The following is a 23,606-nucleotide window of genomic DNA, read 5'->3' as shown; positions in this document are numbered from 1 at the left end:
GTGGTGCGAGTCCGCCCCGCGCCACGGGCACGAGCCCCGCACACACTCCAGGAGCGCCGCCCGTGCCGGAAGGGCACACGATCCACCGACTCGCCCTCGACCACCGGGACCGCTTCCTGGACCGCGAGGTCCGCGTCAGCAGTCCGCAGGGCCGGTTCGCGGCGAGCGCGGCCCTCCTCGACGGCCGCCCGCTGACCGCCGCCGAAGCCCACGGCAAGCACCTGTTCCTGGGGTTCCCCGGCGGCGACTGGATCCACGTCCACCTCGGGCTCTTCGGCAAGCTCGACTTCGCCACGGCACCCGTGCCGCCGCCCACGGACACCGTCCGGCTCCGGCTCGCCACGCCCACCGACTGCGCCGACCTGCGCGGCCCCACCACCTGCGCCCTCATCACCGAGGACGACAAGCGGGCCGTCCACGACCGGCTCGGCCCCGACCCGCTGCGCGACGACGACCCGGCCCCGGCCTGGGCCCGGATATCCCGCAGCCGCACCACCGTCGCCGCGCTGCTGATGGACCAGAAGGTCGTGGCGGGCGTCGGCAACGTCTACCGCGCCGAGGTCCTCTTCCGGCACGGCATCGACCCCTACCGCACCGGCCGGGACCTCGACCGGGCCGAGTGGGACGCGATCTGGGCCGACCTCGTCGACCTGATGCGCGAGGGCGTCCGCAACAACCGCATCGACACCGTCCGCCCCGCACACACCCCCGAGGCCATGGGCCGTCCGCCGCGCGTCGACGACCACGGCGGGGAGGTGTACGTGTACCGCCGGGACCGACGGCCCTGTCACCTCTGCGGCGACGAGATCCGTACCGCCGGACTCGCCGCCCGCAACCTCTTCTGGTGCCCCACCTGCCAACCGACCTCCGCGAAGCCCTCGTAGGGGAGCCCTGCGGCAGGGCTCCCTACGCAGGGGCTAGAAGCCGTGGGGCAGCCAGGGGGCCACGTCGGACCCGAAGGCCGTGGCCGTCTCGTCCAGGGCGCCCGGCCGCAGCTCCTCGACCCGGCCCCCCGCGGCGAGCGCCCTGAGGCCGACCCCACCGAGGTAGGCCGCGCCCAGCTCCCGCACCGACAGCCGCAGCTCCGCGGGCTCCTCGGTGCGCCGACAGGTCGCGCCCTTGGCGTCACCCGTCAGCCGCCAGCGCCCCGCGTTCCAGGGGCAGAAGTCGTCCGCCACGTCCAGCACCACGTCCACCGGCGCCCGGTACGTCCGCGCTTCGAGCGCCGCGCCCAGGTCCACCAGCCGCACGTGCAGCGAGTCCCGCGTGGTCACCAGGCACCGGCGCACGTCCGACACCAGGTACTGCCAGGCGTCGTCCACCGGGCGGTTGCGCACCTGGAGGGTCGAGGTCAGGTCGATGTCGAGCAGGAACCGCCACAACTGCGCGTAGGCCGCCGGCTCCACCGCCTCCATGTCCCGCAGCGTCACGACTCCGGCCGGGCCCGAGGCGTTCCACTCCGGCTTGTTGTGGAAGCGCGCGTAACCGACCAACTCGCCGTCGCGTTCGGCGACGACGCACTGCAAGGGGGACGCGCCGTGCCGCTCGCCCTCCGGGTCCAGCAGGGGCAACCGCTCCCAGCCCGGGGCCCGGGCGATCATCCCCGGCCGCTCGGCCACCCGCCGCGCGTACAGCGCCTCGCACGCGTCCTGCACGTCCGCGGGGGCCACGAAGCGCAGCCGCAGCCCCTCCGCGCCCGCCGGTACCGGCAGCGTCACCCGCGGGGTGTCGATCGTCGCGCCCAACTGGTACGTGCCGATGCCGTACCCGAACCGGCCGTAGATCTCCGGCTCGGAGGCCGTCAGCACCGCGAGGGGTTCACCGAGCGCGCGTACGTCGTCCAACTGTCGCCGCATCATGGACGTCAACACGCCGCGCCGCCGGTGGGTGGCGGCGACGCTCACCATGGTGACGCCGGCCGCGGGCACCTGAGCGCCGCCGGGTACGGTCATCCGGAAGCTGAACGCCCCCGCCGTACCGACGCACGCATCGCCGTCCCACACCCCGAGGGAACGTTTCTCCTCGGTGAGTTCCTGCCACAGCGCACGTTCCTCGGGAGCCTCGGCCACGCCGCCAAACGCCCGCTCCAGTGTGGCGTACCACACAGTCCAGTCATCCGGTCGTAGCACCCTCAGCTCTGTCGTCATGTAGACATGACTATCAGGGCGAAGCAGGATGAGCGAACCGATTTCCGTGCGTCTTGCCGGGCCCGCACGGAGGTGGCACGGGCCGGTCGGCGGCCCATGGAACAGGGGGGTTCACCCGTGGATTCGCTGATCCCGACAGAGCGCCGGGAGGGGCCTGTCGTGCGCCCTCACCGGCGCGCTGGATAGGGTCCACCTGCGATGGCACGACGACGAACGGCAGCAGAGAAGTTCCCGGCCCGATTGAAGAAACAACTCCACCGGGCCCGCGTCGGCATGCGCAAGTCGGGCGTCGACTACTTCCGCGGCGACGGCTCCGACTGGATAGCCCTGGTGGGCCTGCTCTGCACCGTCCCCCTGATCGCCCTGGGCACGCTGGCCAACTCCGTGTGGTTCTCCCCGTCCGCCCTCGTGCTGCCGATCGTCGCGGGCGGGCTGCTGCTTCGCCCCGCGAGCCTGCTCGCCTTGTACGCCGCCGCCGCGACCGCGCTCATCGTGGAGTCGGTCCGCCTCGGCCCCTACGCCGAGGGGCCCGCCCGGGTGACGCCCGGGGTGGTCCTCGTGGTCGCCGCGTGCGGGTTCACCGGACTGCTCATCGCCCAGTTCCGCAGCCGCGTCGGCGTGCCCTGGCGGCGCGGCGGCACCATGCTGTTCGACCTGCGCGAACGCATCCGGGTGCAGAGCAAGCTGCCCTCGCTGCCGCGCGGCTGGCACCGCGAGATGGCCCTGCGCCCCGCCGGCGGCCAGTCCTTCTCCGGCGACTTCGTGGTGGCCGCCCGCACCAACGGCGGCCGGACCCTGGAGGTCGTCCTCACCGACGTGTCCGGCAAGGGCATGGACGCGGGCTCCCGCGCCCTGCTGCTCTCCGGCGCCTTCGGCGGCCTCCTCGGTTCCCTGCCGCCCCACGCCTTCCTCCCGGCCGCCAACGGCTACCTGCTGCGCCAGGACTGGGACGAGGGCTTCGCGACCTCCATCCACCTGGTGCTGGACCTGGAGTCCGGCGACTACGAACTCTTCTCGGCCGGTCACCCGCCGGGCCTCCAGCTCAGCGCCGGCTCCGGCCGCTGGGAGGAGAAGGCGCCCGAAGGCCCGCTGCTCGGCGTCTACGACGGCGCCCAGTTCGACCCGCTCAAGGGCTGCCTGCGCCAGGGCGACGTGCTGATGCTCTTCACGGACGGGTTGGTGGAGACCTCGGAACGCGACCTGGACGAGGGCATCGACCGGCTCACCGGCGAGGCCGACCGCTATGTGGCCGGCGGGTTCCAGGGCGCCGCCTGGCACCTCATCGAAGCGGTGGCCAAGGACGTGAACGACGACCGGGCGCTGCTTCTGATCTCCCGCGACACCCAGCCCGCCGGCTGAGGCGGGACCGCGCGTCGCTCCGCCGGACACGGCACGACGAAGGCCGCTGCGGCACCGGTGCCGCAGCGGCCTTCGTCGTACGGGGGACCTGCCGGTCCCGAGGTCCCTAGCGGGGTGCTTCGGCGGGGGCCGGGACCCGTGGGTCGTGCTCGGCGGCCGGTTCCCCCGGGTCGTCGGGCCCGGTGGCCCGTCGGTCGGGCAGCAACCGGGCGAGCAGGTGCGACTGCCCGGCGGCCATCGGACCCAGTACGGCGAGCAGCAGGACGTAACCGGCGATGAAGGGCGACAGGCGTTCGTCCAGCCCGGCGCCCGCGGCCATGGTCGCCAGGATCAGCGCGAACTCCCCGCGCGCCAGCAGCGTCGTGGAGATGTTCGCGGCCGGACCGGGCCCGAACCCGTACAACCGGGCGCCGCCGACACCGGCCAGCACGTTCATTACGAGCGTCAACACGACGGCGGCGAGCACGGGCCACAGGACCACCGGCAGGTCACCGGGGTCGATGGACAGCCCGAACGCGAAGAAGAAGATGGCCCCGAAGGCGTCCCGCAGCGGGTGCACCAGGGCACGGATGCGTTCCCCGGAGGTGGTGCTGCCGAGCATCAGGCCGACCATGAACGCGCCGATGGCGTCGGCGACCCCGAACCACTCGGACACCCCGGCCACCAGGACGGCGGCGCCCAGGAAGGAGATCACGAGCAGTTCGTCGTCCTTGGTGGCGAAGAGCCGGCCGATGATCCGGGTGCCGAACCGGGCGGCGAGTGCGAGCGCCAGCAGGAACCCGAACGCCTTGCCCGCGTCCAGCGCCGCGGACGAGAGGTCGTCGGCGCCGGACAGGATGGGTTGGAGGGCGGCCAGGTAGAGGGCCAGGAAGATGTCCTCGACCACGATGATGCCGAGGATCGGCCGGGTCTCCGGGTTCCCGAGCCGTCCGGTGTCGACCAGCACCTTGGTCACGATCGCCGACGAGGAGATCCCGAGCACGCCGGCCAGGACCAGCGCCTCGGAGGTGCCCCAGCCCAGGGCGAACCCGAAGCCGAGCCCCGCGCCCACGTTCAGTGCGAGGTACAGGCCGCCGGCGAGCGCCATCTTGCGCCCGCCCGCCTTGAGGTCGTCGAGGTGGAACTCCAGGCCCAGGTAGAAGAGCAGCAGGACCAGGCCGAGGGCGGAGAGCATCTCCAGGTCGTGCGGGTCGGCGACGAGCACGATGCCGGGGGTGTGGGGGCCGAGGAGTATCCCGGCCAGGATGAAGAGCGGAATGGTGGGCAGTCCGATACGCCCGCCGAGCCGTGCGAGGACGGCGGCGGCGAGGAACGCGCCGCCCATGGCGATCAGCGTGTCTGCGTGTCCGATGGGCTTCCTCCTCCGTGCAAGGGGCTTTGGGGCCGTTGAGGCCTTCAGGGGGTTTCAGGGGTGTCTTGCGCGCAAAGGGGCCCCAAGGGCCGCATAGACGCGTCAAGAAGGCGTTAATAGTTAGTTTACTGAACGATTGATGTGGAAAGGGTCGCCGCCGGCGGAGATGAGGGTCAGCCCCCATGCCGCAGAGACGGGTGGGCCCTGTGTGATCGGGGTGGGTCGGTCCCCGTGCCGCAGGGGCGGGTCGGCGCCCGCGCGGCTGAGGTGGGGCGGGGTCCGCGCTGCCGGTACGGAGTCGGCGCCGTGCGGCTGGGGCGGGCCGTGTCCGTGCCTGCCGAGACGGCGGTCGTCCTTTGTGGCGCCGATGCCCGGTCAGGCTCCCGTGCGGTCGGGGCGGGCCGGCGTCTGGGCCGCCGGGACGGCGGTCGTCCTCCACGCCGCCGTCGGCGTGGGGCGCCCCCGTGTCGCAGGGGCGGGTCGCCGCCCGTGCCCGTCGCGGCCGGTCGGCCTCCCCGCGGTCGGGACGGGCCGGCGCCCGTGCCCGTGCTCGTCGACACGGCGGTCGGGCCCGTGCGGCCGGGAGGGCTGATCCTGCGTCGCCGGGGCCGGCTGGTCCTCGTGTTGCAAGGGCGCACCGGCGCTCACGGAACCGGCGAGGGCTGCCCGTGCCCGAGGCCGCGGTCAGGGGGTGGGCTCCCGCGACGAGAGCCGGCGCCCGCCCTGACGGCCCCGCCGGGTGGCCCCGGCCCGTGACCTCCCCGGACCCGCGCCGGGGCACCCGCGGACCACCCCAGTGGCTGGGGTGGGGAGAACCCCACCCCAGCTTTGCGGTGGACCTCATGGTGCCCGGACCCTCACGGTCCGTACGTTCGAAGCATCGACCTGCGGCCCCGGAGAACGCCCGCACGCACCGACGAGAGGCACCCCAGTCATGGCCCTGCGCAGCAAGCGGACCACCCCCCACCGAGCCGGTACCCCCTGGGCCGTCGAACTGCACGGAGTGCACCGCCGGTACGGCAGGCGGGCCCACCCGGTCCACGCCCTGCGCGGCATCGACCTCGCCCTGCCGCACGGCAGCTTCACCGCCGTCATGGGCCCCTCCGGCTCCGGGAAGTCCACCTTCCTCCAGTGCGCCGCCGGCCTCGACCGCCCCACCACCGGCACGGTCCGCCTCGCCGGCACGGACATCACCGCGCTCAAGGAGGACAAGCTGACCGAACTGCGCCGCGCCCGGCTCGGCTTCGTCTTCCAGGCGTTCAACCTGCTCCCGTCCCTCACGGTCGAGCAGAACGTCGTCCTCCCGATGCGGCTCGCCGGCCGCCGCCCCGACTCCCGCCGGGCCGCCGAGGTGCTGGCCCGGGTCGGCCTCGGCGACAAGGCTCGCCGCCGCCCCTCGGAACTCTCCGGCGGCCAGCAACAGCGCGTGGCCGTCGCCCGGGCCCTCATCACCGAGCCCGACGTGATCTTCGCGGACGAACCGACCGGCGCCCTGGACACCACCACGGCGACCGAGATACTCACCCTGCTGCGCACCGCGGTGGACCGCCTCGGGGCGACGGTCGTGATGGTCACCCACGACCCGGCCGCCGCCGCCTGGGCGGACCGCGTCCTGTTCCTCGCGGACGGCTCGATCACCGACGAACTCACCGGAGCGTCCACCGAGCAGATCGCCACCCGACTGACCGGGCTGATCGCCCACCACCGCCAGCCCGCCGGAGCCGTGGCCTGATGCGCACCAACGGACTCGCCAGAGCCGCCCTCCGGTTCAAGCCCTCGGCCTTCGCCGGCACCTTCATCGCCCTGTTCATGGCCGCGATGATCGTCAGCGCCTGTGGCATCCTCCTGGAGTCCGGGGTACGGGCCGCCGCCCCGCCCGACCGGTACGCCGCCGCCCCCGTGGTCGCCGCCGCCGACCAGCAGGCCCACCACTACACCGGCAGCGGCGACAGCCGCACCGACATCGGCGGCCCCGTGCCCGACCGGGCCCGGCTCGACGCCTCCCTCGTGGCGAAGGCCGCCGCGGTGCCCGGCGCCCGCACCGCCGTCGCCGACGTGACCTTCCCCGTCCGGACGGACCGGGCCGCCCTCACCGCGCACGGCTGGGGCGCCACCGCCTTCACCGGCGAGGAACCGACGAAGGGCCGCGCCCCCGCCACCGGCGAGGTCGCCCTCACCACCGGCACCCCGGTGCGCACCGCCGACGGCACCCCGCCCGCCGTCGGCGACCGCGTCACGCTGCACACCGCGGACGGCGCCCGCGACTTCCGCGTCGCCGCCCTCGTCAGCGCGCCCGGCGCCGGCCCCACGGCGTGGTTCGCCGACCGGGAGGCCGTGCGGATCTCCGGCCACCCGGACCGGGTCGACGCGATCGCGGTCCTGCCCGAGAAGGGCGTGTCCACCGCCGTCCTGAAGGACCGCGTCACCACGGCCCTCGGCAAGCAGGCCCTGGTCCACACCGGCGAGGACCGCGGTTCCGTCGAGGAGACCCGGGTCGACGACGCCGCGGAACTCCTCCTGGGCCTCGGCGGCTCCTTCGGCGGAGTCGCCACGATGGTCGCCGTCTTCACCGCCGCCGGCACGGTCGCCCTCTCCGTCGGCCAACGCGCCCGCGAGTACGCACTGCTGCGCGCGATCGGCACCACCCCGCGCCAGGTGCGCCGCGCCATCGCCACCGAAACCCTGCTCGTCGCCCCGCTCGCCGGAGTGCTCGGCTGTCTCCCCGGCATCGCCCTGGCCACCTGGTGGTTCGGTCAACTCCGGGACAAGGGCGCGATCCCCGCCTCCGTCGACCTCGCGCTCTCCTGGCTGCCCCCGGCGATCGCCGTCGCGGCCGTGATCCTCACCGGACTCGTCGCCGGCTGGTCGGCGGCCCGCCGCCCCTCCCGGGTCCGCCCCGGCCAGGCGCTCGCGGACGCCGCCGTGGAACGCTCCCGCCCCGGCCCGGTGCGCCTCCTGTTCGGCACTGCCGCACTGATCGGCGGATTCGTGCTCGCCGGCATCTCCCAGTCCGTGTCCGGGGAGGACGCCGCGGACACCGCCCTGGGCGTCGTGATGTGCTTCATGCTCGCCGTGGCGCTGCTCGGCCCGCTGGTCGCCCGCGCCTGCGCCGCCCTCGTCGGGCTGCCGTTGCGCGGCGCCGGCGCCCCGGGCTCCCTGGCCGCCGCGAACTCCCGCTCCAACGCCCGCCGGTTGGCCTCCGCGATCACCCCGATCGTGCTCGCCGTGGCCTTCGCCTCCACGCTGCTGTTCATGCACACCAGCACCGACCGGGCCACCGCCCGCCAACAGAGCGCCGGCGTCACCGCCGACCACGTCGTGCGGCCCGCCTCCGGCGGCCTCGCCCCGGACGCGGTGGCCGAGGCCGCCGACCGACCGGGAGTGACCGCCGCCGTCGGCCTGCTGAAGACCTCGGTCCTGGTCCCGACGGGCTCCGGCGAGTCCGCCACGCTGCGCACCGCCTCCGCCCAGGCCGTCGACGGCACCTCCCCAGCCCTCGCGGCCGTGCAGGACCTGGAGCTGCGCACCGGCGAGTTGGCCCTGGGTCCCGGCCGGGTGGCCCTCGACGCGGGCCTCGCGGACGCGGCCGGCGTCGGCATCGGCGATCGGCTCTCCCTGCGCCTGCCGGACGGCACCAAGACCACCTCCGAGGTCGTCGCCACCTACGGCCACGGACTCGGCCTCGCGGAGGTCACCCTGGTCCGCGCCGACGTCGCACGGCACGTCAGCGATCCGTTCGCCACCGAACTGTGGGTCGAGGGCGGCTCCCCGCAGCAGCTCGCCGCCCTCGGTACGGTCCTCGACGGCGGGGACTACACCTCGGCCCGCTCGGTGGAGCGCGAACTGAACGCCTGGGCCAACCACACCATGGCCGCGGTCCTCGGTGGTTTCGCGGCCGTCGCCGCCGCCAACACCCTGGTCATGACGGTGCTCGACCGCCGCCGCGAACTGGGCACCCTGCGCCTCATCGGCTCCACCCGCCGCCAGGTGCTGCGCATGATCCGCTGGGAGGCGCTGCTCGTCGCCGTCGCGGGGGTCACCCTCGGCAGCGCCATCGCCCTGGCCACCCTGGTCCCCATGGTCCGCGGCATCACCGGCGAGGGCGTGTACATACCCCCGGCGGTGTACGGCTCGCTGGTGGGTGCGGCCGTCGTCCTCGGTCTGGCGGCGACGGGCCTGCCGGCCCGGGCGGTGCTCCGCTCCGTGGGCCGGGCGTAGCCGCGCCGGCGGTGTCTCGGTCACACTCGACCGGTGACCGAGACACCCCGGTGCCACCACCACGCCCCGCACCCCACGCCCACCGCGGGCCTCACCCTCGCGGAGGTCGAGTCGCTGGCCCGCACCGCCCACGAGGGCCAGCGGGACAAAGCGGGTCGGCCCTACGCGGAGCACCTGCGGGCGGTCGCCGAGGGCGTACGGGCCCGGGGCGGCACCCCGGACCAGATCGCGGCGGCCTGGCTGCACGACGCCGTCGAGGACGGCGTCATGAGCGAGCGGTGGCTCGCGGGGGCGGCGCTCACCCCCCGCACCAAGGCGATCGTCCTCGCCGTCACCAAACGGTCCGGCGAATCCCCGCAGACGTACGCCCGGCGCATCCTTCGGACGCCGGGCGCGCGCCTGGTGAAGGAGGCCGACCTGGCGCACAACGCCGACCCCGCGCGGCTCGCCGTCCTGGACGGCCCCACCCGGGACCGACTGACCCGCAAGTACGCCGCGATGCGAGCCCTCCTGAACCTCCCGGACCCGCCGGACCTGCCGCACCACTGACGGTCAACGGGCGTCGCGGGCCCGACCGCGTGCGACGTCCGTGGCGTCGCGCCGCATCGCCCACCGCAAGCGGGGCTCCAGCGCGAACCGCAGCGCACCCCGCACCGGCGGCGTGCACATCAGGGTGATGGCGACCCCCGCGACCAGCGTCACGAAGACCTGCCCGTACGGCTCGTGCAGCCAGGCCGCGTCGTACCAGCCCCAGAAGCGGGAGCCCTTGGCGAGGAACCCGTGCAGCAGGTAGCCGCAGAGCGTGCCCGCGCCGAGCACCGTGAACCAGGTGTGACGGCGCGGCACCCAGGCCAGGAAGCAGGCGGTGAGCGCCAGCGAGCAGCCGAACAGCGCGAAGGTCATCACGGGACCGGTCCACCACGGCGCGCCCATCTCCTGGGCGCTGTTGCTGTGGTAGAGCCAACCGGTCTCCATCCGGGGCGCCGCCCACCAGGCGACGAGCAGCGCCGCGGCGACCAGCGGCACCGACAGCAGCCGCACCTCGCGGCGCCGGACCAACTGGAAGTGCTCGGGCCGCGCGTACAGGCCGATCACGAAGAAGGGCAGGAACTGGAGCACCCGTTGCAGGTCGAAGTCGTCGCCGATGCTGGGGGAGGCCGAAGCGAGCGCGGCGATGCCGAGGGCGACGGGGACCGGCCAGCGCACGACCTTCCACAGCGGGGTGGAGATCCGCCAGGCGAACAGGGCGATCAGGAACCAGGTCAGGTACCAGGGGTCGAGCAGGCTGAGCCGGTGCCCGGGGTCGTCGTCCGCCCACCGCTTGAAGAAGGTGTAGGCCACCTCGAAGACGATGTACGGCGCGACCACCGTGGTCAGCAGCTTCCTGACCCGGGCGGGGCTCATGTCGAACCCCCGGGAGAAGTAGCCCGAGATGAGGATGAAGGCGGGCATGTGGAAGGTGTACACGAAGAGGTAGAGCGCCGTCGCCGTGCGGCTCTGGTCGGTCAACGGTTCCCAGGCGTGGCCCATCGCGACCAGCACGATGGCGAGGTACTTGGCGTTGTCGAAGAAGGGGTCGCGCTGCTTGGCTGGGCCGCCCGGGTTCGGGGGGGTCGGTGCCGCCGCCGGGGGGTCGGAGCGCCGCGTGCGGGGGGTGGGCACTCCGTCCGCGGGTTCGACGGGCCCGGGCGGTTCGCTGAGCGGCGGCAACGGCGCCGGATGACGGGCGGACGGCCGCAGTGAGTTGGTCACAGGCCCTCCCACCAGGAACTGGGGGAGACGATCCGCGACCTCACCGCACGTGCGTGGGGCAGGGCAGTGGGAAACATTTGAGGAACCCTAGCGTCGGACGCGGCAGGTGGTGAAACGCCTCCTGACGTTTCTCGCGATCCATCTTGAGTAAATCGGCCCATGGGCGGCGGGTACCCCGTATTCGGAGAAGTGCACCAGCGCATCGGCATTCGTTCCGGGAAGCCCTCGAAGTCGACCTTCGGACGCCCAAGTTGACCACTATGTAACTTTTAATCCCTCTTAAAGGGTGCATAACACTCACGGGTGATGCTGGTGAAATGTCCCCCAATGGCCCATCGGTCACCTCACCTGGGGGAGTGCCCGCACCGTTCGGATCTCCCGTGCGGATACCCGGAGGCGGCTGGCTGCGCCGTGACGGGGTCGACCATTCGAAATTCCTGCGAACAAGCTGTGTGGGCATGGAAACCATTGGATCGAATTCGCCCTCGCGCAGCTCCGCGGAATTCACCCGGAGGTGATCGCGGGGCCCGCCCGGGCTCCGGCGTCCGCCGCGGTCGACGCCGATTCCGTGCACGTTCCCTTCGCTTCCGTGCACGACGATCCGTCACGGGCCGCATGGTCCGGGTCCGTTGGTGGCACGATGGTTCTGGTGGGACGTGCGAGGGCGCACCCCCACCCGAAGTGGAACCGACCGAGGGTGTGTGATCAGCGTGGCCATCTCGCTATCAGTGGTACTGCTGTTGGCGATCATCCTCGTCGTGCTGATACGAGGCGGATCGCTCAAGGCGGGACCCGCCGTCGTCGCCGTGCTCTTCGGCTTCTTCCTCGCCTCCACGGGCATGGCCGACGACATCGAACGCTTCCTCGACGCGGTCGGGGACTCGATCAGCTCGATCGACATCTGAACCCGACGCACCCACCCGGCCCGGGGGAGCGCCGCCGGTCACGGAGCGTACGCGGGGCGCGCCCGAGCGGCGACTACGCCCCGTGCGTGCACCGTAGCGACCCGCACCCGCACCCGTCCGTGTGTCCGTAGGGTCCGTACCCGCCTCGTGTCGCGCCACCGTGACGGCACGCGGTCGTCCCCGGCGCGCGCTCACGGGGGCAACGCAAAAGGGCCGGCCCGGAACAGGATCACCCTGGGGATCACCTGTCCGAACCGACCCCGGACACTGCGCTGGAGCGGGCGACGGGAATCGAACCCGCGTAGCTAGTTTGGAAGACTAGGGCTCTACCATTGAGCTACGCCCGCACGGTCGCGCCGCAGGTCATCGACCGCGGCACGGCAGCATCCTAGCGGGTCCCGGGCCCTCGTCGCACACCGGTTTCCCACGGCACGCCACCACGGAAAATGCGGAACCCGTGCTGGCTGTGGGCATGTACCCTACGTGTCGCACCGACGGGGTGTGGCGCAGCTTGGTAGCGCGTCCGCTTTGGGAGCGGAAGGCCGTGGGTTCAAATCCCGCCACCCCGACCATCATCAAGATCGCCTTTGGGGCGCGTATCCGCTGCGGCTACTATGCAGACTGCGCGCCCGTGTGTCCGCACGTTCAGTACGCAGCTCTGTCCCACTCACGAGACAGCTCTGTACACGCACACGTACGTCTCTCAGGGCCGCGACTCTGCCGAGGCTCCCCGTTCCGCCGGAGCGGCCCGGTACACACCCAAGAAGTCAGCCACAAGGAGACCGAACCGTGAAGAGCGCCGTGGAGACCCTGAACCCGACCCGGGTTCGGCTCACTGTCGAGGTGCCCTTCGAGGAGCTCAAGCCCAGCCTCGACGCGGCGTACAAGAAGATCAACCAGCAGGTCACGGTGAAGGGCTTCCGTAAGGGCAAGATCCCGGCCCGGGTCATCGACCAGCGCTTCGGCCGCGGTGCGGTGCTGGAGGAGGCCGTCAACGACGCGCTCCCGAAGTTCTACACCGAGGCGGTCAACGAGGCCGAGCTCAACGTCCTCGGCCAGCCCGAGGTCGACATCACGGAGCTGAAGGACGGCGAGACGCTGAACTTCACCGCCGAGGTCGACGTCCGCCCGGCGATCGAGATCCCCGACTACTCGGGCATCGAGGTCGAGGTCGACGCCATCGAGGTCACCGACGAGGACGTCGACAAGGCCGTGGAGGAGCTGCGCGGCCGGTTCGGCTCCACCGCCCCGGTCGAGCGCGCGGCCGAGGACGGCGACGTCCTCACCCTCGACCTGGAGGCCAAGGTCGACGGCGAGGTCCTGGAGGACGGCGTCGCCCAGGGCGTCTCGTACACCATCGGCTCCGGTGAGCTGCTGGACGGCATCGACGAGGCCGTCAAGGGCCTGGAGGCCGGTGGCGAGGCCACCTTCACCTCCCAGCTGAAGGGCGGCTCGGGCGAGGGCAAGGACGCCGAGGTGACCGTCAAGGTCAGCCAGGTCTCCGCCCGCGAGCTCCCCGAGCTGGACGATGACTTCGCGCAGCTCGCCTCCGAGTTCGACACGCTCGACGAGCTGCGTGCGGACAGCCGCAAGCGCCTCGCGAACATGAAGCAGTACGACCAGGCGACCCAGGCCCAGGAGCGCGTGCTGGAGAAGCTGCTCGAACTGGTCGAGGTGCCCGTCCCCGAGAAGCTGCTCGAGGACGAGGTCAACACCCGCAAGCACAACCTGGAGCACCACCAGCTCGGCCAGATGGGCCTGACCCTCGACAAGTACCTGGAGATCCAGGGCAAGACGGTCGAGGAGTTCGAGGACGAGACCAAGACCGCCGCGGTCAAGGGCATCAAGACCCAGTTCGTCCTGGACGAGCTGGTCAGCAAGGAGAAGCTCAACGTCAACCAGGAGGAGCTCACCGAGCACCTCATGCGGCGGGCCGCTTCCTCCGGCATGTCCCCCGACCAGTTCGCGCAGGCCGTCGTCGAGGGCGGCCAGGTCCCGATGCTGGTCGGCGAGGTCGCCCGCGGCAAGGCCCTCGCGGTCGTCGTCGAGGCCGCCACGGTGAAGGACACCAACGGCGAGGTCGTCGACCTCGACGACGAAGACGACGCCGACGCCGAGACCACTGAGGTCACCGAGGCCGCCGATGAGGCTGCCGAGGTCGCCGAGGCGAAGAAGGACGCCCCCGCGGAGTCCTGACCCGCCCGGTACCAGCGGGTACCCGGTACAGCGGTGGTCCGAAGGGGCCCGGAAGCGTGACAGCGCTTCCGGGCCCCTTCGCCATCCGCCCCGGACCCCTACGGACCACCCGCTCCGGACCCCGGCGACCGACCCCCGAGGGCCGCGGCGCACGGGCCGCCCGAAGGGCCCGCGACCGGGCCCGCGACGGGCTCCAGCACCCCGCGGGCCCGGCGCCCACGACCTGCGCTGACAGCGAACAGTTCCCCGTGCGGGATGGCCCCCGGCCCCCAGAGCGTTAGGGTCCATGAAGACGAGGGCAGGGGAGTCCCCGGACCCGCCGCCACGCGGCGCAGCGCGGGGTCCCGTGCCCCAGCAGAAGACGTGAGACGGCCCGGCGCCGTCGCAAGACGAGCAGGTGGATACGTGACGAATCTGATGCCCTCCGCCGCCGGCGAGCCTTCCTTCGGTGGTGGCCTCGGCGACCAGGTCTACAACCGGCTGCTCAACGAGCGGATCATCTTCCTCGGCCAGGCGGTTGACGACGACATCGCGAACAAGATCACCGCACAACTGCTGCTCCTTGCCTCCGACCCGGACAAGGACATCTACCTCTACATCAACAGCCCGGGTGGCTCGATCACCGCGGGCATGGCGATCTACGACACCATGCAGTACATCAAGAACGACGTGGTGACCATCGCCATGGGCATGGCGGCCTCGATGGGACAGTTCCTGCTCAGCGCGGGCACCCCGGGCAAGCGCTTCGCCCTTCCGAACGCCGAGATCCTCATCCACCAGCCCTCCGCCGGTCTCGCGGGATCTGCGTCGGACATCAAGATCCACGCGGAGCGGCTGCTGCACACCAAGAAGCGGATGGCCGAGCTGACCTCGTTCCACACCGGCCAGAGCGTTGAGCAGATCACCCGTGACTCGGACCGCGACCGTTGGTTCGACCCGATCGAGGCCAAGGAGTACGGCCTGATCGACGACATCATGCCCACCGCAGCCGGTATGCCGGGCGGCGGAGGCACCGGGGCGGTCTGAACCGGCAAGCCCGGCACCGTACGGCCTCCGCGGCCCCATGCGCCCGCTCGTGAACGCGAGCGGCGGGGAGCCCGGTGGCCCACGGGGAGAGTCCGGGCCCCGTCACCGTCCCGCAGCGCCCCCAGCCGACCGCCTCAGCGCCCCCAGCGCCCTTCAGGAGAGTACGATGAACGACTTCCCCGGCCGCGGCATCTACGCCCGCACCGAGGCCCAGTACACCGGCCCCCGCGCCGAGTCCCGTTACGTCATCCCGCGCTTCGTCGAGCGCACCTCGCAGGGCGTGCGCGAGTACGACCCGTACGCGAAGCTCTTCGAGGAGCGGGTGATCTTCCTCGGCGTCCAGATCGACGACGCCTCCGCCAACGACGTCATGGCGCAGCTGCTGTGCCTGGAGTCGATGGACCCCGACCGTGACATCTCCGTGTACATCAACAGCCCCGGCGGCTCGTTCACGGCGCTCACGGCCATCTACGACACCATGCAGTTCGTGAAGCCGGACATCCAGACGGTGTGCATGGGTCAGGCGGCCTCCGCCGCGGCGATCCTGCTCGCCGCCGGCACCCCCGGCAAGCGCATGGCCCTGCCGAACGCGCGGGTGCTGATCCACCAGCCGTACAGTGAGACCGGCCGTGGCCAGGTGTCCGACCTGGAGATCGCCGCGAACGAGATCCTGCGGATGCGGGCGCAGCTGGAGGACATGCTCGCCAAGCACTCCACCACGCCGATCGAGAAGATCCGCGAGGACATCGAGCGCGACAAGATCCTCACGGCCGAGGACGCCCTGGCCTACGGACTGGTCGACCAGATCATCTCGACGCGGAAGATGAACAACGCGAAGGTCGTCTGACCCGGCACGGCATGATTTGCTGCCCCTTGGTGTGGTCCGGGTCCGTGTCGGGCCACACGAGTTGACGTGAGTCGACGTGAACCACGCCAAGGGGGGCCCGAACGGGGGGCCCGGCAGGGTACCGTCGAATATGAGGCACCAGGAGCCGCTTACGCTAGCGGTTCCCAGGCGAAGGGGAAGCACCTCGTGGCACGCATCGGTGACGGCGGCGATCTGCTCAAGTGCTCGTTCTGTGGCAAGAGCCAGAAGCAGGTCAAGAAGCTCATCGCAGGTCCCGGTGTGTACATCTGCGACGAGTGCATCGACCTCTGTAACGAGATCATCGAGGAGGAACTCGCGGAGACGAGCGAGGTGCGTTGGGAGGAACTGCCCAAGCCCCGCGAGATCTACGAGTTCCTGGAGGGTTACGTCGTCGGCCAGGAGGCCGCGAAGAAGGCCCTGTCGGTGGCGGTCTACAACCACTACAAACGCGTCCAGGCGGGAGAGAGCGCGGGCTCCCAAGGGCGTGACGACATCATCGAGTTGGGCAAGTCCAACATCCTGCTGCTCGGCCCCACGGGATCCGGCAAGACGCTGCTCGCGCAGACGCTCGCCCGGATGCTCAACGTCCCGTTCGCCATCGCGGACGCCACGGCGCTCACCGAGGCGGGTTACGTCGGCGAGGACGTCGAGAACATCCTGCTGAAGCTGATCCAGGCCGCTGACTACGACGTCAAGAAGGCCGAGACCGGCATCATCTACATCGACGAGATCGACAAGGTCGCCCGCAAGAGCGAGAACCCCTCGATCACGCGTGACGTCTCCGGCGAGGGCGTCCAGCAGGCCCTGTTGAAGATCCTGGAGGGCACCACCGCCTCCGTTCCCCCGCAGGGCGGACGCAAGCACCCGCACCAGGAGTTCATCCAGATCGACACGACGAACGTGCTGTTCATCGTGGGCGGGGCCTTCGCGGGCCTGGAGAAGATCATCGAGTCGCGGGCGGGCGCCAAGGGCATCGGCTTCGGTGCGACCATCCGGTCCAAGCGGGAGCTGGAGTCCAAGGACCAGTTCGAGGACGTCATGCCCGAGGACCTGGTGAAGTTCGGGATGATCCCCGAGTTCATCGGCCGGCTCCCGGTCATCACCTCGGTCCACAACCTCGACCGCGAGGCCCTGCTCCAGATCCTGGTGGAGCCGCGCAACGCGCTCGTCAAGCAGTACCAGCGGCTGTTCGAACTGGACGGCGTGGAGCTCGACTTCGAGCGCGGCGCCCTGGAGGCCATCGCCGACCAGGCCATCCTCCGCCAGACCGGTGCCCGCGGGCTGCGCGCCATCATGGAGGAAGTCCTGATGCCGGTGATGTACGAGGTGCCGTCGCGCAAGGACGTCGCCCGGGTGGTCATCACCGCCGAGGTCGTCCACTCCAACGTCAACCCGACCCTGATCCCCCGGGACGCCCGGGGCCGGGGTCCCGGGGAGCAGAAGACGGCGTGACACCGCGCACCACGGTCATGCGCGAGGCCCCGGACGATCCGTCGTCCGGGGCCTCGCGCATGCAGGGGGCGGGCGTCACAGCTTGACGCGCACGTCCTTGCGGAGGTCGGCCGTCACCTGCGCCGACACGTTCAACGAGACGCCGGTGCCGCTCTCGGCGGGGATCACCAGGGCCATGGTGCTGTAGTCGGCCCACATGCACATGTACTGGGTGTCGATCTTCCCGGTCTTGTCCTTGGCCTCGGCCTGCTGGCACTTGAAGACCGCCCCGTCGCTGCCGTCCGGCGTGACCGTCTTGACCTCGCCGATCACCTTCAGTTCCTCGGACTTCTCCTTGGTCATGCTGGCGAAGGCGGCGTCGAGGGCGGCCTCGGGGTCCTTCAGCTTGCCGAACACGCCGACGAAGGTGACGGCCTTGGAGGCGGTGATCTGGTCGGGGGTCGGCTGGCTGCCGGGGGTGAGGTCGATCGTGGAATATATGCCGGTCACGGCCTTGGCCTCGGTGACCCCGGTCTTGGCCAGTTCCTTGGCGGTGTCCGAGCCGGCCGCGTCCTCGGCGGGCTTGTCCGGGGTGAGCCGCTTGTACTCGTCCTTCAGCACCCGCTCCGGCGTGGTCAGCTTGTGCGGTCCGTCGTCCGCGAGCCCCGAGTCACCGTCGGAGTTCGCCAGCAGCAGGAACGCGCCGAGACCGACCGCGGCCACCACCGCGACCGCCACGCCGATGATCAGGCCCGTCTTCTTCTTGCCGCCGGCGGGCTGCGGGGGCTGCGGGAAGCCGTACCCCGGCTGTCCGGGCTGCCCCGGCTGCCCCGGCTGACCGGGCTGCCCCGGGTATCCGTAGCCGGGCTGCGGGGGCTGCTGCTGGGGGTAGCCGTACCCCGGCTGCGGGGGCTGCTGCGGGTATCCGTAGCCCGGCTGGGGAGCCTGCTGGGGGCTGCCGTAGCCGGGCTGCGGGGGCTGCGGCGGCTGGCCGTAGGGCCCCGGCTGACCGTACGGGTTCGGCTGCTGCGGCTGGTGCGGCTGCTGGCCGTCGTACGGTCCCGGCTGGTTGTGGCTCATGCGAAGGTTCCTCCCCGATGCTTACGTGCTCCCGACATCCTGACCCAACGCCCAGGGGGAAGGCAGCGGCGGGGGCCGCACCGTTACCAAACGCACGGTTTCTGTACGGGACCGTGACGCCCCTAAACTGGGCCCGTGACCGAGAACTCGCAGCAGCACTCAAGCCCCTCCACGGAACTGCCGACCCAGTACGCGCCGGCCGAGGTAGAGGGGAAGCTGTACGAGCGCTGGGTAGAGCGCGGTTACTTCGAGGCGGACGCGAAGAGCGACAAGCCCCCGTTCACCGTCGTCATCCCGCCGCCGAACGTCACCGGGGTCCTGCACCTCGGGCACGCCTTCGAGCACACGCTGATCGACGCCCTGACCCGCCGCAAGCGCATGCAGGGCCACGAGACGCTGTGGCAGCCCGGCATGGACCACGCCGGCATCGCCACCCAGAACGTGGTGGAGCGCGAGCTGGGCAAGGAGGGCAAGTCCCGCCACGACCTGGGCCGTGAGGCGTTCGTCGAGCGGGTGTGGCAGTGGAAGGACGAGTCCGGCGGGCAGATCTCCGGGCAGATGCGCCGCCTCGGCGACGGCGTCGACTGGTCCCGTGAGCGCTTCACCATGGACGAGGGCCTGTCCCGCTCCGTCCAGACGATCTTCAAGCGGCTCTTCGACGACGAGCTGATCTACCGCGCCGAGCGCATCATCAACTGGTGCCCGCGCTGTCTGACCGCGATCTCCGACATCGAGGTCGAGTACCAGGACGACGAGGGCGAACTCGTCTCCATCCGCTACGGCGAGGGCGAGGACTCCCTCGTCGTCGCGACCACCCGCGCCGAGACCATGCTCGGTGACACCGCAGTTGCCGTGCACCCCGAGGACGAGCGGTACCGGCACCTCGTCGGGCGGACCATCGCCCTGCCGCTCACCGACCGCCGCATCCCGGTCGTCGCGGACGCGCACGTCGACCCGGAGTTCGGCACCGGCGCCGTCAAGGTGACCCCCGCCCACGACCCCAACGACTTCGAGATCGGTCAGCGCCACGACCTGCCCTCGGTCACGGTGATGGACGCCCACGCGGTCATCACCACCCCCGGCCCGTTCCAGGGCCTGGACCGGCTGGAGGCCCGTAGCGCCATCGTCGCCGCACTGCGCGCCGACGGCCGGATCGTGGCCGAGAAGCGCCCCTACACCCACTCGGTGGGCCACTGTTCGCGCTGCAAGACCACCATCGAGCCCCGGCTCTCCCTCCAGTGGTGGGTCAAGGTCGCCCCGCTGGCGAAGGCCGCCGGGGACGCCGTGCGCGACGGTCGGGTGGCCATCCACCCGCAGGAGATGGAGAAGCGGTACTTCGACTGGGTGGACAACCTCCACGACTGGTGCATCTCGCGCCAGCTCTGGTGGGGCCACCGCATCCCCGTCTGGTACGGCCCGAACGGCGAGGTCGTCTGCGTCGGCCCCGACGAGCAGCCGCCGACCGGTGAGGGCTGGCACCAGGACACCGACGTCCTCGACACCTGGTTCTCCTCCGGCCTGTGGCCGTTCTCCACGCTCGGTTGGCCCGAGCGGACCGACAGCCTCGCGAAGTTCTACCCGAACTCCGTGCTGGTCACCGGCTACGACATCCTCTTCTTCTGGGTCGCCCGGATGATGATGTTCGGCCTGTACGCGATGGACGGCACCCCGCCGTTCCGCACGATCGTCCTGCACGGCATGGTCCGCGACCAGTTCGGCAAGAAGATGTCGAAGTCCTTCGGCAACGCGGTCAACCCGCTGGACTGGATGGACGAGTACGGCTCCGACGCCCTGCGCTTCACGCTCGCGCGCGGCGCCAACCCGGGCGTCGACGTGCCGATCGGCGAGGACTGGGTGCAGGGCTCCCGCAACTTCGCCAACAAGATCTGGAACGCCACCCGGTTCGCCCTGATGAACGGCGCCACCGTCGAGGGCCCGTTGCCGCCGGCCGAGGAACTGTCGGCCGCCGACCGCTGGATCCTGTCCCGGCTGAACGCCACGGTCGCCGAGGTCGACGCGTTCTACGACGACTACCAGTTCGCCAAGCTCTCCGACGCGCTGTTCCACTTCGCGTGGGACGAGGTCTTCGACTGGTACGTGGAACTGTCCAAGACCACCTTCATGGGCGGCGGCGAGGCGGCGAAGGTCTCCGGCCGGGTCCTCGGCGAGGTCCTGGACGTCACCCTGCGGCTGCTGCACCCGATCGTGCCGTTCGTGACCGAGACCCTGTGGACCACCCTCACCGGCGGCGAGTCCCTGGTGATCGCCGACTGGCCGAAGGACAGCGGCTTCCGGGACCCCGCGGCCGAGCGGGAGATCGACACCGTCCAGCAGCTGATCACCGAGGTCCGCCGGTTCCGTGCCGACCAGGGCCTCCAGCCCGGTCAGCGGGTCCCCGCGCGGCTCACCCTGGAGGGCACGCCGCTCGCCCCGCACGAGGCGGCGATCCGGCAGCTGCTGCGGCTCCAGCCCGAGGGCGAGGGCTTCGCCGCCACGGCGACCCTGCCGGTGTCCGGGGTCGAGGTCGCCCTCGACCTGTCCGGGACCATCGACGTGGCCGCCGAGCGCAAGCGGCTCGCCAAGGACCTGGCCGCCGCCGAGAAGGAGAAGGCGCAGGCCACCGCCAAGCTCGGCAACGAGGCGTTCCTCGCCAAGGCGCCCGACCAGGTGGTCGACAAGATCCGTGGTCGACTCGCCAAGGCGGACGAGGACATCACCCGCATCCAGGCCCAGCTGGAGCGGCTGCCGGCCGCCTGACCGGCGGGCACGCCCCCGCCCGGAGCCCGGCCCGGTCCTCGTGACCGGTGCCGGGCTCCGGCGCGTCGGCGCCCCGCCCGGGCGGGGGGTGAGCCGCTGTCGGCGGCGCTCCGTAGACTGGCCCCGTGAGCGAGTTCCCCCCGGACGACCCGGACCGAGACCCCCTGGACGCACTGGACCAGTTCGACGAGATCGTCGAGGCCGAGACCGGCCGCGACCCCGATCTCGCCGTGATCGAGGCGGGGAGCCGCACCCTGCGCACCCAGGGCGGTGACCCCGCCGCGGACCTCCCCCGCCGCCCCGAGGACCCGGAGGTGGACCGGGCGCTGCGCGAGGTGGAGACGGAGCTGTCGTCCCGCTGGGGCGAGACCAAGCTGGAGCCGTCCGTCACCCGGATCGCCGCGCTGATGGACGTCCTGGGGGAGCCGCAGCGCTCGTACCCCTCGATCCACATCACGGGCACCAACGGCAAGACGTCCACCGCCCGCATGATCGAGGCCCTGCTCGGCGCCTTCGAGCTGCGCACCGGCCGGTACAGCTCGCCCCACGTCCAGTCGATCACCGAGCGGATCAGCCTGGACGGCGCCCCGATCCCCGCCGAGCGGTTCGTGGAGACGTACCGGGACGTCCAGCCGTACGTCGAGATGGTCGACGCCCAGCAGGACTTCCGGCTCTCCTTCTTCGAGGTGCTGACCGGCATGGCGTACGCGGCCTTCGCGGACGCCCCGGTCGACGTCGCCGTGGTCGAGGTCGGCATGGGCGGCACCTGGGACGCCACCAACGTCATCGACGCCGCGGTCGCCGTCGTCACCCCCATCGACCTGGACCACACGGACCGCCTCGGGGGCACCCCCGGCGCGATCGCGGCCGAGAAGTCCGGGGTCATCAAGCAGGACGCGACGGTGATCCTGGCCCAGCAGCCCGTGGACGCCGCCCAGGTCCTGCTGAAGAAGGCCGTCGAGGTGAACGCCACCGTGGCCCGCGAGGGCCTGGAGTTCGGCGTGCTGGCCCGACAGGTCGCCGTCGGCGGACAGCTCCTCACCCTGCGCGGCCTCGGCGGCGAGTACGAGGAGGTGTTCCTCCCGCTGCACGGCGTGTACCAGGCGCACAACGCGGCCGTGGCGCTCGCCGCGGTCGAGGCGTTCTTCGGGGTCGGCTCCCAGCACGCCAACCGGCTCGACGTGGACACCGTCCGCAAGGCGTTCGCGGCCGTCACCTCACCGGGCCGGCTGGAGGTCGTCCGTCGTTCGCCGACGGTGGTCCTGGACGCCGCGCACAACCCGGCCGGCGCCCGCGCCGTGGCCGAATCGCTGGGCGAGGCGTTCGGTTTCAGCCGCCTCGTCGGCGTCGTCGGCACCAGCGCGGACAAGGACGTGCGGGGGCTGCTCGAAGCGTTCGAGCCGGTCTTCACGGAGATCGTCGTCACCCAGCACTCCACCCACCGCGCGATGGACGCCGACGAACTCGCCGCGATCGCCGTGGAGGTGTTCGGGGACGACCGGGTCCAGGTGGAACCCCGGATCGACGACGCGATCGAGGCGGCGATCACGCTCGCCGAGGAGGACGGCGAGTTCTCCGGCGGGGGAGTGCTCATCACCGGTTCCGTCTTCACCGTCGGCGACGCCCGACTGCTCCTCGGGAGGGGCTGACCATGCGCATGCTCTGCTCGACCACCCTGCTCGCCGAGTTCTTCGTGATCGGTTTCGCCGGGTTGGTCGCCATGAAGGACCCCGATCTGACCGCGGCCACGGTGTGGACCGTGTGCGGGGTGCTGATGGCGGTGAGCCTGCTGCTGTGCGGGATCGTGGGCAAGCCGCTGGGCGTCCGGCTCGGCTGGGGCCTCCAGATCGCGCTGGTCGTCAGTGGTGTCTACGTCCCCATGATGTTCGTCCTCGGGCTCTGCTTCGGCGGCCTGTGGTGGGCGTCCCTGCACTTCGGACGGAAGGTGGACGAGGCCAAGGCGCACTGGGCCGCACTGAGCGAGGACGGGACGGTCACCCCAGGGCCTGACGCTGCGTGACGAACGGGGGTGCGGTGCCTGTAACCTCTGAACCCCGCACACCCGGTGACCGAAGGAGCCGCACCCCATGACCCAGCGCAGCCTCGTCCTGCTCAAGCCCGACGCCGTGAAGCGCGGTCTGGTGGGCGAGATCGTCGGTCGCATCGAACGCAAGGCCGACTGGCGGATCACCGCGCTGGAGCTGCGGACGCTCGACCAGGCCACCCTGGAGCAGCACTACGCCGAGCACGTCGGCAAGGTCTTCTACGAGCCGCTGATCGCCTTCATGTCCTCCGGCTCGGTGGTCGCGCTGGTCGTCGAGGGCGAGCGGGTCATCGAGGGCATCCGTACGCTGGCCGGCCCCACCGACCCGATCGCGGCGGCCCCCGGTTCCATCCGCGGCGACTTCGGCACCGTCACCCGGGAGAACCTGATCCACGCCTCGGACTCCGAGGAGTCCGCCGAGCGGGAGCTGAAGATCTTCTTCCCCGGCCTCGTCTGACCGCGGACCGCCTGC

General features: G+C 71.5%; 18 protein-coding genes and 2 tRNA genes. 15 read left to right on the top strand and 5 right to left on the bottom strand.

Annotated features, from left to right (window positions below; all coding sequences use genetic code 11):
- The first annotated feature begins 62 nt into the window (after positions 1-62).
- Positions 63-884 carry an Fpg/Nei family DNA glycosylase gene (locus tag ACFYOU_RS06870; protein ID WP_389772086.1) on the top strand — a complete coding sequence of 274 codons (822 nt, stop codon included), beginning with the start codon at positions 63-65 and terminating at the stop codon, positions 882-884.
- A 33-nt stretch (positions 885-917) separates the two neighbouring features.
- Here the strand turns inward: ACFYOU_RS06870 and ACFYOU_RS06865 are convergent, their stop codons facing one another.
- Positions 918-2,147, bottom strand: coding sequence for a GNAT family N-acetyltransferase (locus ACFYOU_RS06865; RefSeq protein WP_391303974.1), 1,230 nt, complete (start codon positions 2,145-2,147; stop codon positions 918-920).
- 198 nt (positions 2,148-2,345) lie between these two features.
- Here ACFYOU_RS06865 and ACFYOU_RS06860 point away from each other — a divergent pair, with 198 nt between their 5' ends.
- Positions 2,346-3,506 carry a PP2C family protein-serine/threonine phosphatase gene (locus ACFYOU_RS06860; protein ID WP_389772081.1) on the top strand — a complete coding sequence of 387 codons (1,161 nt, stop codon included), beginning with the start codon at positions 2,346-2,348 and terminating at the stop codon, positions 3,504-3,506.
- A 106-nt stretch (positions 3,507-3,612) separates the two neighbouring features.
- On the opposite strand, the gene ACFYOU_RS06855 is transcribed toward ACFYOU_RS06860, so the two are convergent.
- The gene (locus tag ACFYOU_RS06855) at positions 3,613-4,830 is read right to left on the bottom strand and encodes a cation:proton antiporter (protein ID WP_391303973.1); all 1,218 of its coding nucleotides are present in this window, start codon (positions 4,828-4,830) and stop codon (positions 3,613-3,615) included.
- Between the two features lie 961 nt (positions 4,831-5,791).
- Between ACFYOU_RS06855 and ACFYOU_RS06850 the strand changes: the two genes are divergently transcribed.
- From ACFYOU_RS06850 to ACFYOU_RS06840, 3 genes are read left to right on the top strand one after another with little or no spacing between them, the layout of a single operon-like run.
- A complete protein-coding gene (locus tag ACFYOU_RS06850) occupies positions 5,792-6,589 on the top strand; it encodes an ATP-binding cassette domain-containing protein (protein ID WP_391303972.1) in 798 nt (265 codons plus the stop codon).
- Positions 6,589-9,075: an FtsX-like permease family protein gene (locus ACFYOU_RS06845; RefSeq protein ID WP_391303971.1), complete on the top strand. Its 2,487-nt coding sequence runs from the start codon at positions 6,589-6,591 to the stop codon at positions 9,073-9,075. Before ACFYOU_RS06850 ends, ACFYOU_RS06845 begins: the two co-directional genes overlap by 1 nt.
- Before the next feature lie 33 nt (positions 9,076-9,108).
- The gene (locus ACFYOU_RS06840; protein WP_391303970.1) at positions 9,109-9,624 is read left to right on the top strand and encodes an HD domain-containing protein; all 516 of its coding nucleotides are present in this window, start codon (positions 9,109-9,111) and stop codon (positions 9,622-9,624) included.
- Positions 9,625-9,627: 3 nt separating this feature from the next.
- Here ACFYOU_RS06840 and ACFYOU_RS06835 read toward each other — a convergent pair whose 3' ends face one another.
- Positions 9,628-10,827: an acyltransferase family protein gene (locus ACFYOU_RS06835; RefSeq protein ID WP_391303969.1), complete on the bottom strand. Its 1,200-nt coding sequence runs from the start codon at positions 10,825-10,827 to the stop codon at positions 9,628-9,630.
- A gap of 710 nt (positions 10,828-11,537) precedes the next feature.
- On the opposite strand from ACFYOU_RS06835, the gene ACFYOU_RS06830 reads away from it, so the two are divergent.
- Positions 11,538-11,732 (top strand): hypothetical protein, encoded by a 195-nt coding sequence (locus tag ACFYOU_RS06830; RefSeq protein WP_385487460.1) that lies wholly within the window; start codon positions 11,538-11,540, stop codon positions 11,730-11,732.
- Between the two features lie 273 nt (positions 11,733-12,005).
- On the opposite strand, the gene ACFYOU_RS06825 is transcribed toward ACFYOU_RS06830, so the two are convergent.
- Positions 12,006-12,079 (bottom strand) — tRNA-Gly (locus ACFYOU_RS06825).
- Positions 12,080-12,227: 148 nt separating this feature from the next.
- Here ACFYOU_RS06825 and ACFYOU_RS06820 point away from each other — a divergent pair.
- The 5 genes from ACFYOU_RS06820 (at position 12,228) to clpX (ending at position 17,274) form a co-directional block, all read left to right on the top strand.
- Positions 12,228-12,304: transfer RNA gene (locus ACFYOU_RS06820), tRNA-Pro, on the top strand.
- A 217-nt stretch (positions 12,305-12,521) separates the two neighbouring features.
- The gene (gene tig / locus ACFYOU_RS06815) at positions 12,522-13,928 is read left to right on the top strand and encodes a trigger factor (protein WP_391303968.1); all 1,407 of its coding nucleotides are present in this window, start codon (positions 12,522-12,524) and stop codon (positions 13,926-13,928) included.
- A gap of 417 nt (positions 13,929-14,345) precedes the next feature.
- A complete protein-coding gene (locus tag ACFYOU_RS06810) occupies positions 14,346-14,954 on the top strand; it encodes an ATP-dependent Clp protease proteolytic subunit (RefSeq protein WP_385487988.1) in 609 nt (202 codons plus the stop codon).
- 166 nt (positions 14,955-15,120) lie between these two features.
- A complete protein-coding gene (locus tag ACFYOU_RS06805) occupies positions 15,121-15,801 on the top strand; it encodes an ATP-dependent Clp protease proteolytic subunit (protein WP_391303967.1) in 681 nt (226 codons plus the stop codon).
- A 186-nt stretch (positions 15,802-15,987) separates the two neighbouring features.
- Positions 15,988-17,274, top strand: a complete 1,287-nt coding sequence (clpX, locus tag ACFYOU_RS06800; protein ID WP_389763154.1) for an ATP-dependent Clp protease ATP-binding subunit ClpX — start codon at positions 15,988-15,990, stop codon at positions 17,272-17,274.
- A gap of 75 nt (positions 17,275-17,349) precedes the next feature.
- Here the strand turns inward: clpX and ACFYOU_RS06795 are convergent, their stop codons facing one another.
- Entirely contained in the window at positions 17,350-18,333 is a 984-nt protein-coding gene (locus ACFYOU_RS06795) for a hypothetical protein (RefSeq protein ID WP_391303966.1), read from the bottom strand.
- A gap of 135 nt (positions 18,334-18,468) precedes the next feature.
- Here ACFYOU_RS06795 and ACFYOU_RS06790 point away from each other — a divergent pair, with 135 nt between their 5' ends.
- From ACFYOU_RS06790 to ndk, 4 genes are all read left to right on the top strand, one after another.
- A complete protein-coding gene (locus ACFYOU_RS06790; RefSeq protein WP_391303965.1) occupies positions 18,469-21,090 on the top strand; it encodes a valine--tRNA ligase in 2,622 nt (873 codons plus the stop codon).
- A 125-nt stretch (positions 21,091-21,215) separates the two neighbouring features.
- Positions 21,216-22,739, top strand: a complete 1,524-nt coding sequence (locus ACFYOU_RS06785) for a glutamate ligase domain-containing protein (protein WP_391303964.1) — start codon at positions 21,216-21,218, stop codon at positions 22,737-22,739.
- 2 nt (positions 22,740-22,741) lie between these two features.
- Complete coding sequence (locus ACFYOU_RS06780) at positions 22,742-23,110, top strand: DUF4233 domain-containing protein (protein WP_389763145.1); 369 nt, start codon at positions 22,742-22,744, stop codon at positions 23,108-23,110.
- Between the two features lie 67 nt (positions 23,111-23,177).
- On the top strand, positions 23,178-23,591 hold the full coding sequence (gene ndk, locus ACFYOU_RS06775; protein ID WP_391303963.1) for a nucleoside-diphosphate kinase: 414 nt from the start codon (positions 23,178-23,180) through the stop codon (positions 23,589-23,591).
- Positions 23,592-23,606: the final 15 nt, after the last annotated feature.

This window comes from Streptomyces sp. NPDC005955 (genome assembly GCF_042871255.1).
Lineage (GTDB): Bacteria > Actinomycetota > Actinomycetes > Streptomycetales > Streptomycetaceae > Streptomyces.
Note: the sequence above shows the minus strand (reverse complement) of the source record. Positions and strands in the feature narration are given on the sequence as shown.

Coding starts and splice junctions, on each gene's coding strand:
- ACFYOU_RS06860 (WP_389772081.1), top strand. CDS start 2,346: ATGGCACGACGACGAACGGCAGCAGAGAAGTTCCCGGCCCGATTGAAG.
- ACFYOU_RS06855 (WP_391303973.1), bottom strand. CDS start 4,830: ATGGGCGGCGCGTTCCTCGCCGCCGCCGTCCTCGCACGGCTCGGCGGG.
- ACFYOU_RS06805 (WP_391303967.1), top strand. CDS start 15,121: ATGAACGACTTCCCCGGCCGCGGCATCTACGCCCGCACCGAGGCCCAG.
- ndk (WP_391303963.1), top strand. CDS start 23,178: ATGACCCAGCGCAGCCTCGTCCTGCTCAAGCCCGACGCCGTGAAGCGC.
- ACFYOU_RS06865 (WP_391303974.1), bottom strand. CDS start 2,147: ATGACGACAGAGCTGAGGGTGCTACGACCGGATGACTGGACTGTGTGG.
- ACFYOU_RS06850 (WP_391303972.1), top strand. CDS start 5,792: ATGGCCCTGCGCAGCAAGCGGACCACCCCCCACCGAGCCGGTACCCCC.
- ACFYOU_RS06810 (WP_385487988.1), top strand. CDS start 14,346: ATGCCCTCCGCCGCCGGCGAGCCTTCCTTCGGTGGTGGCCTCGGCGAC.
- ACFYOU_RS06780 (WP_389763145.1), top strand. CDS start 22,742: ATGCGCATGCTCTGCTCGACCACCCTGCTCGCCGAGTTCTTCGTGATC.
- ACFYOU_RS06795 (WP_391303966.1), bottom strand. CDS start 18,333: ATGAGCCACAACCAGCCGGGACCGTACGACGGCCAGCAGCCGCACCAG.
- ACFYOU_RS06845 (WP_391303971.1), top strand. CDS start 6,589: ATGCGCACCAACGGACTCGCCAGAGCCGCCCTCCGGTTCAAGCCCTCG.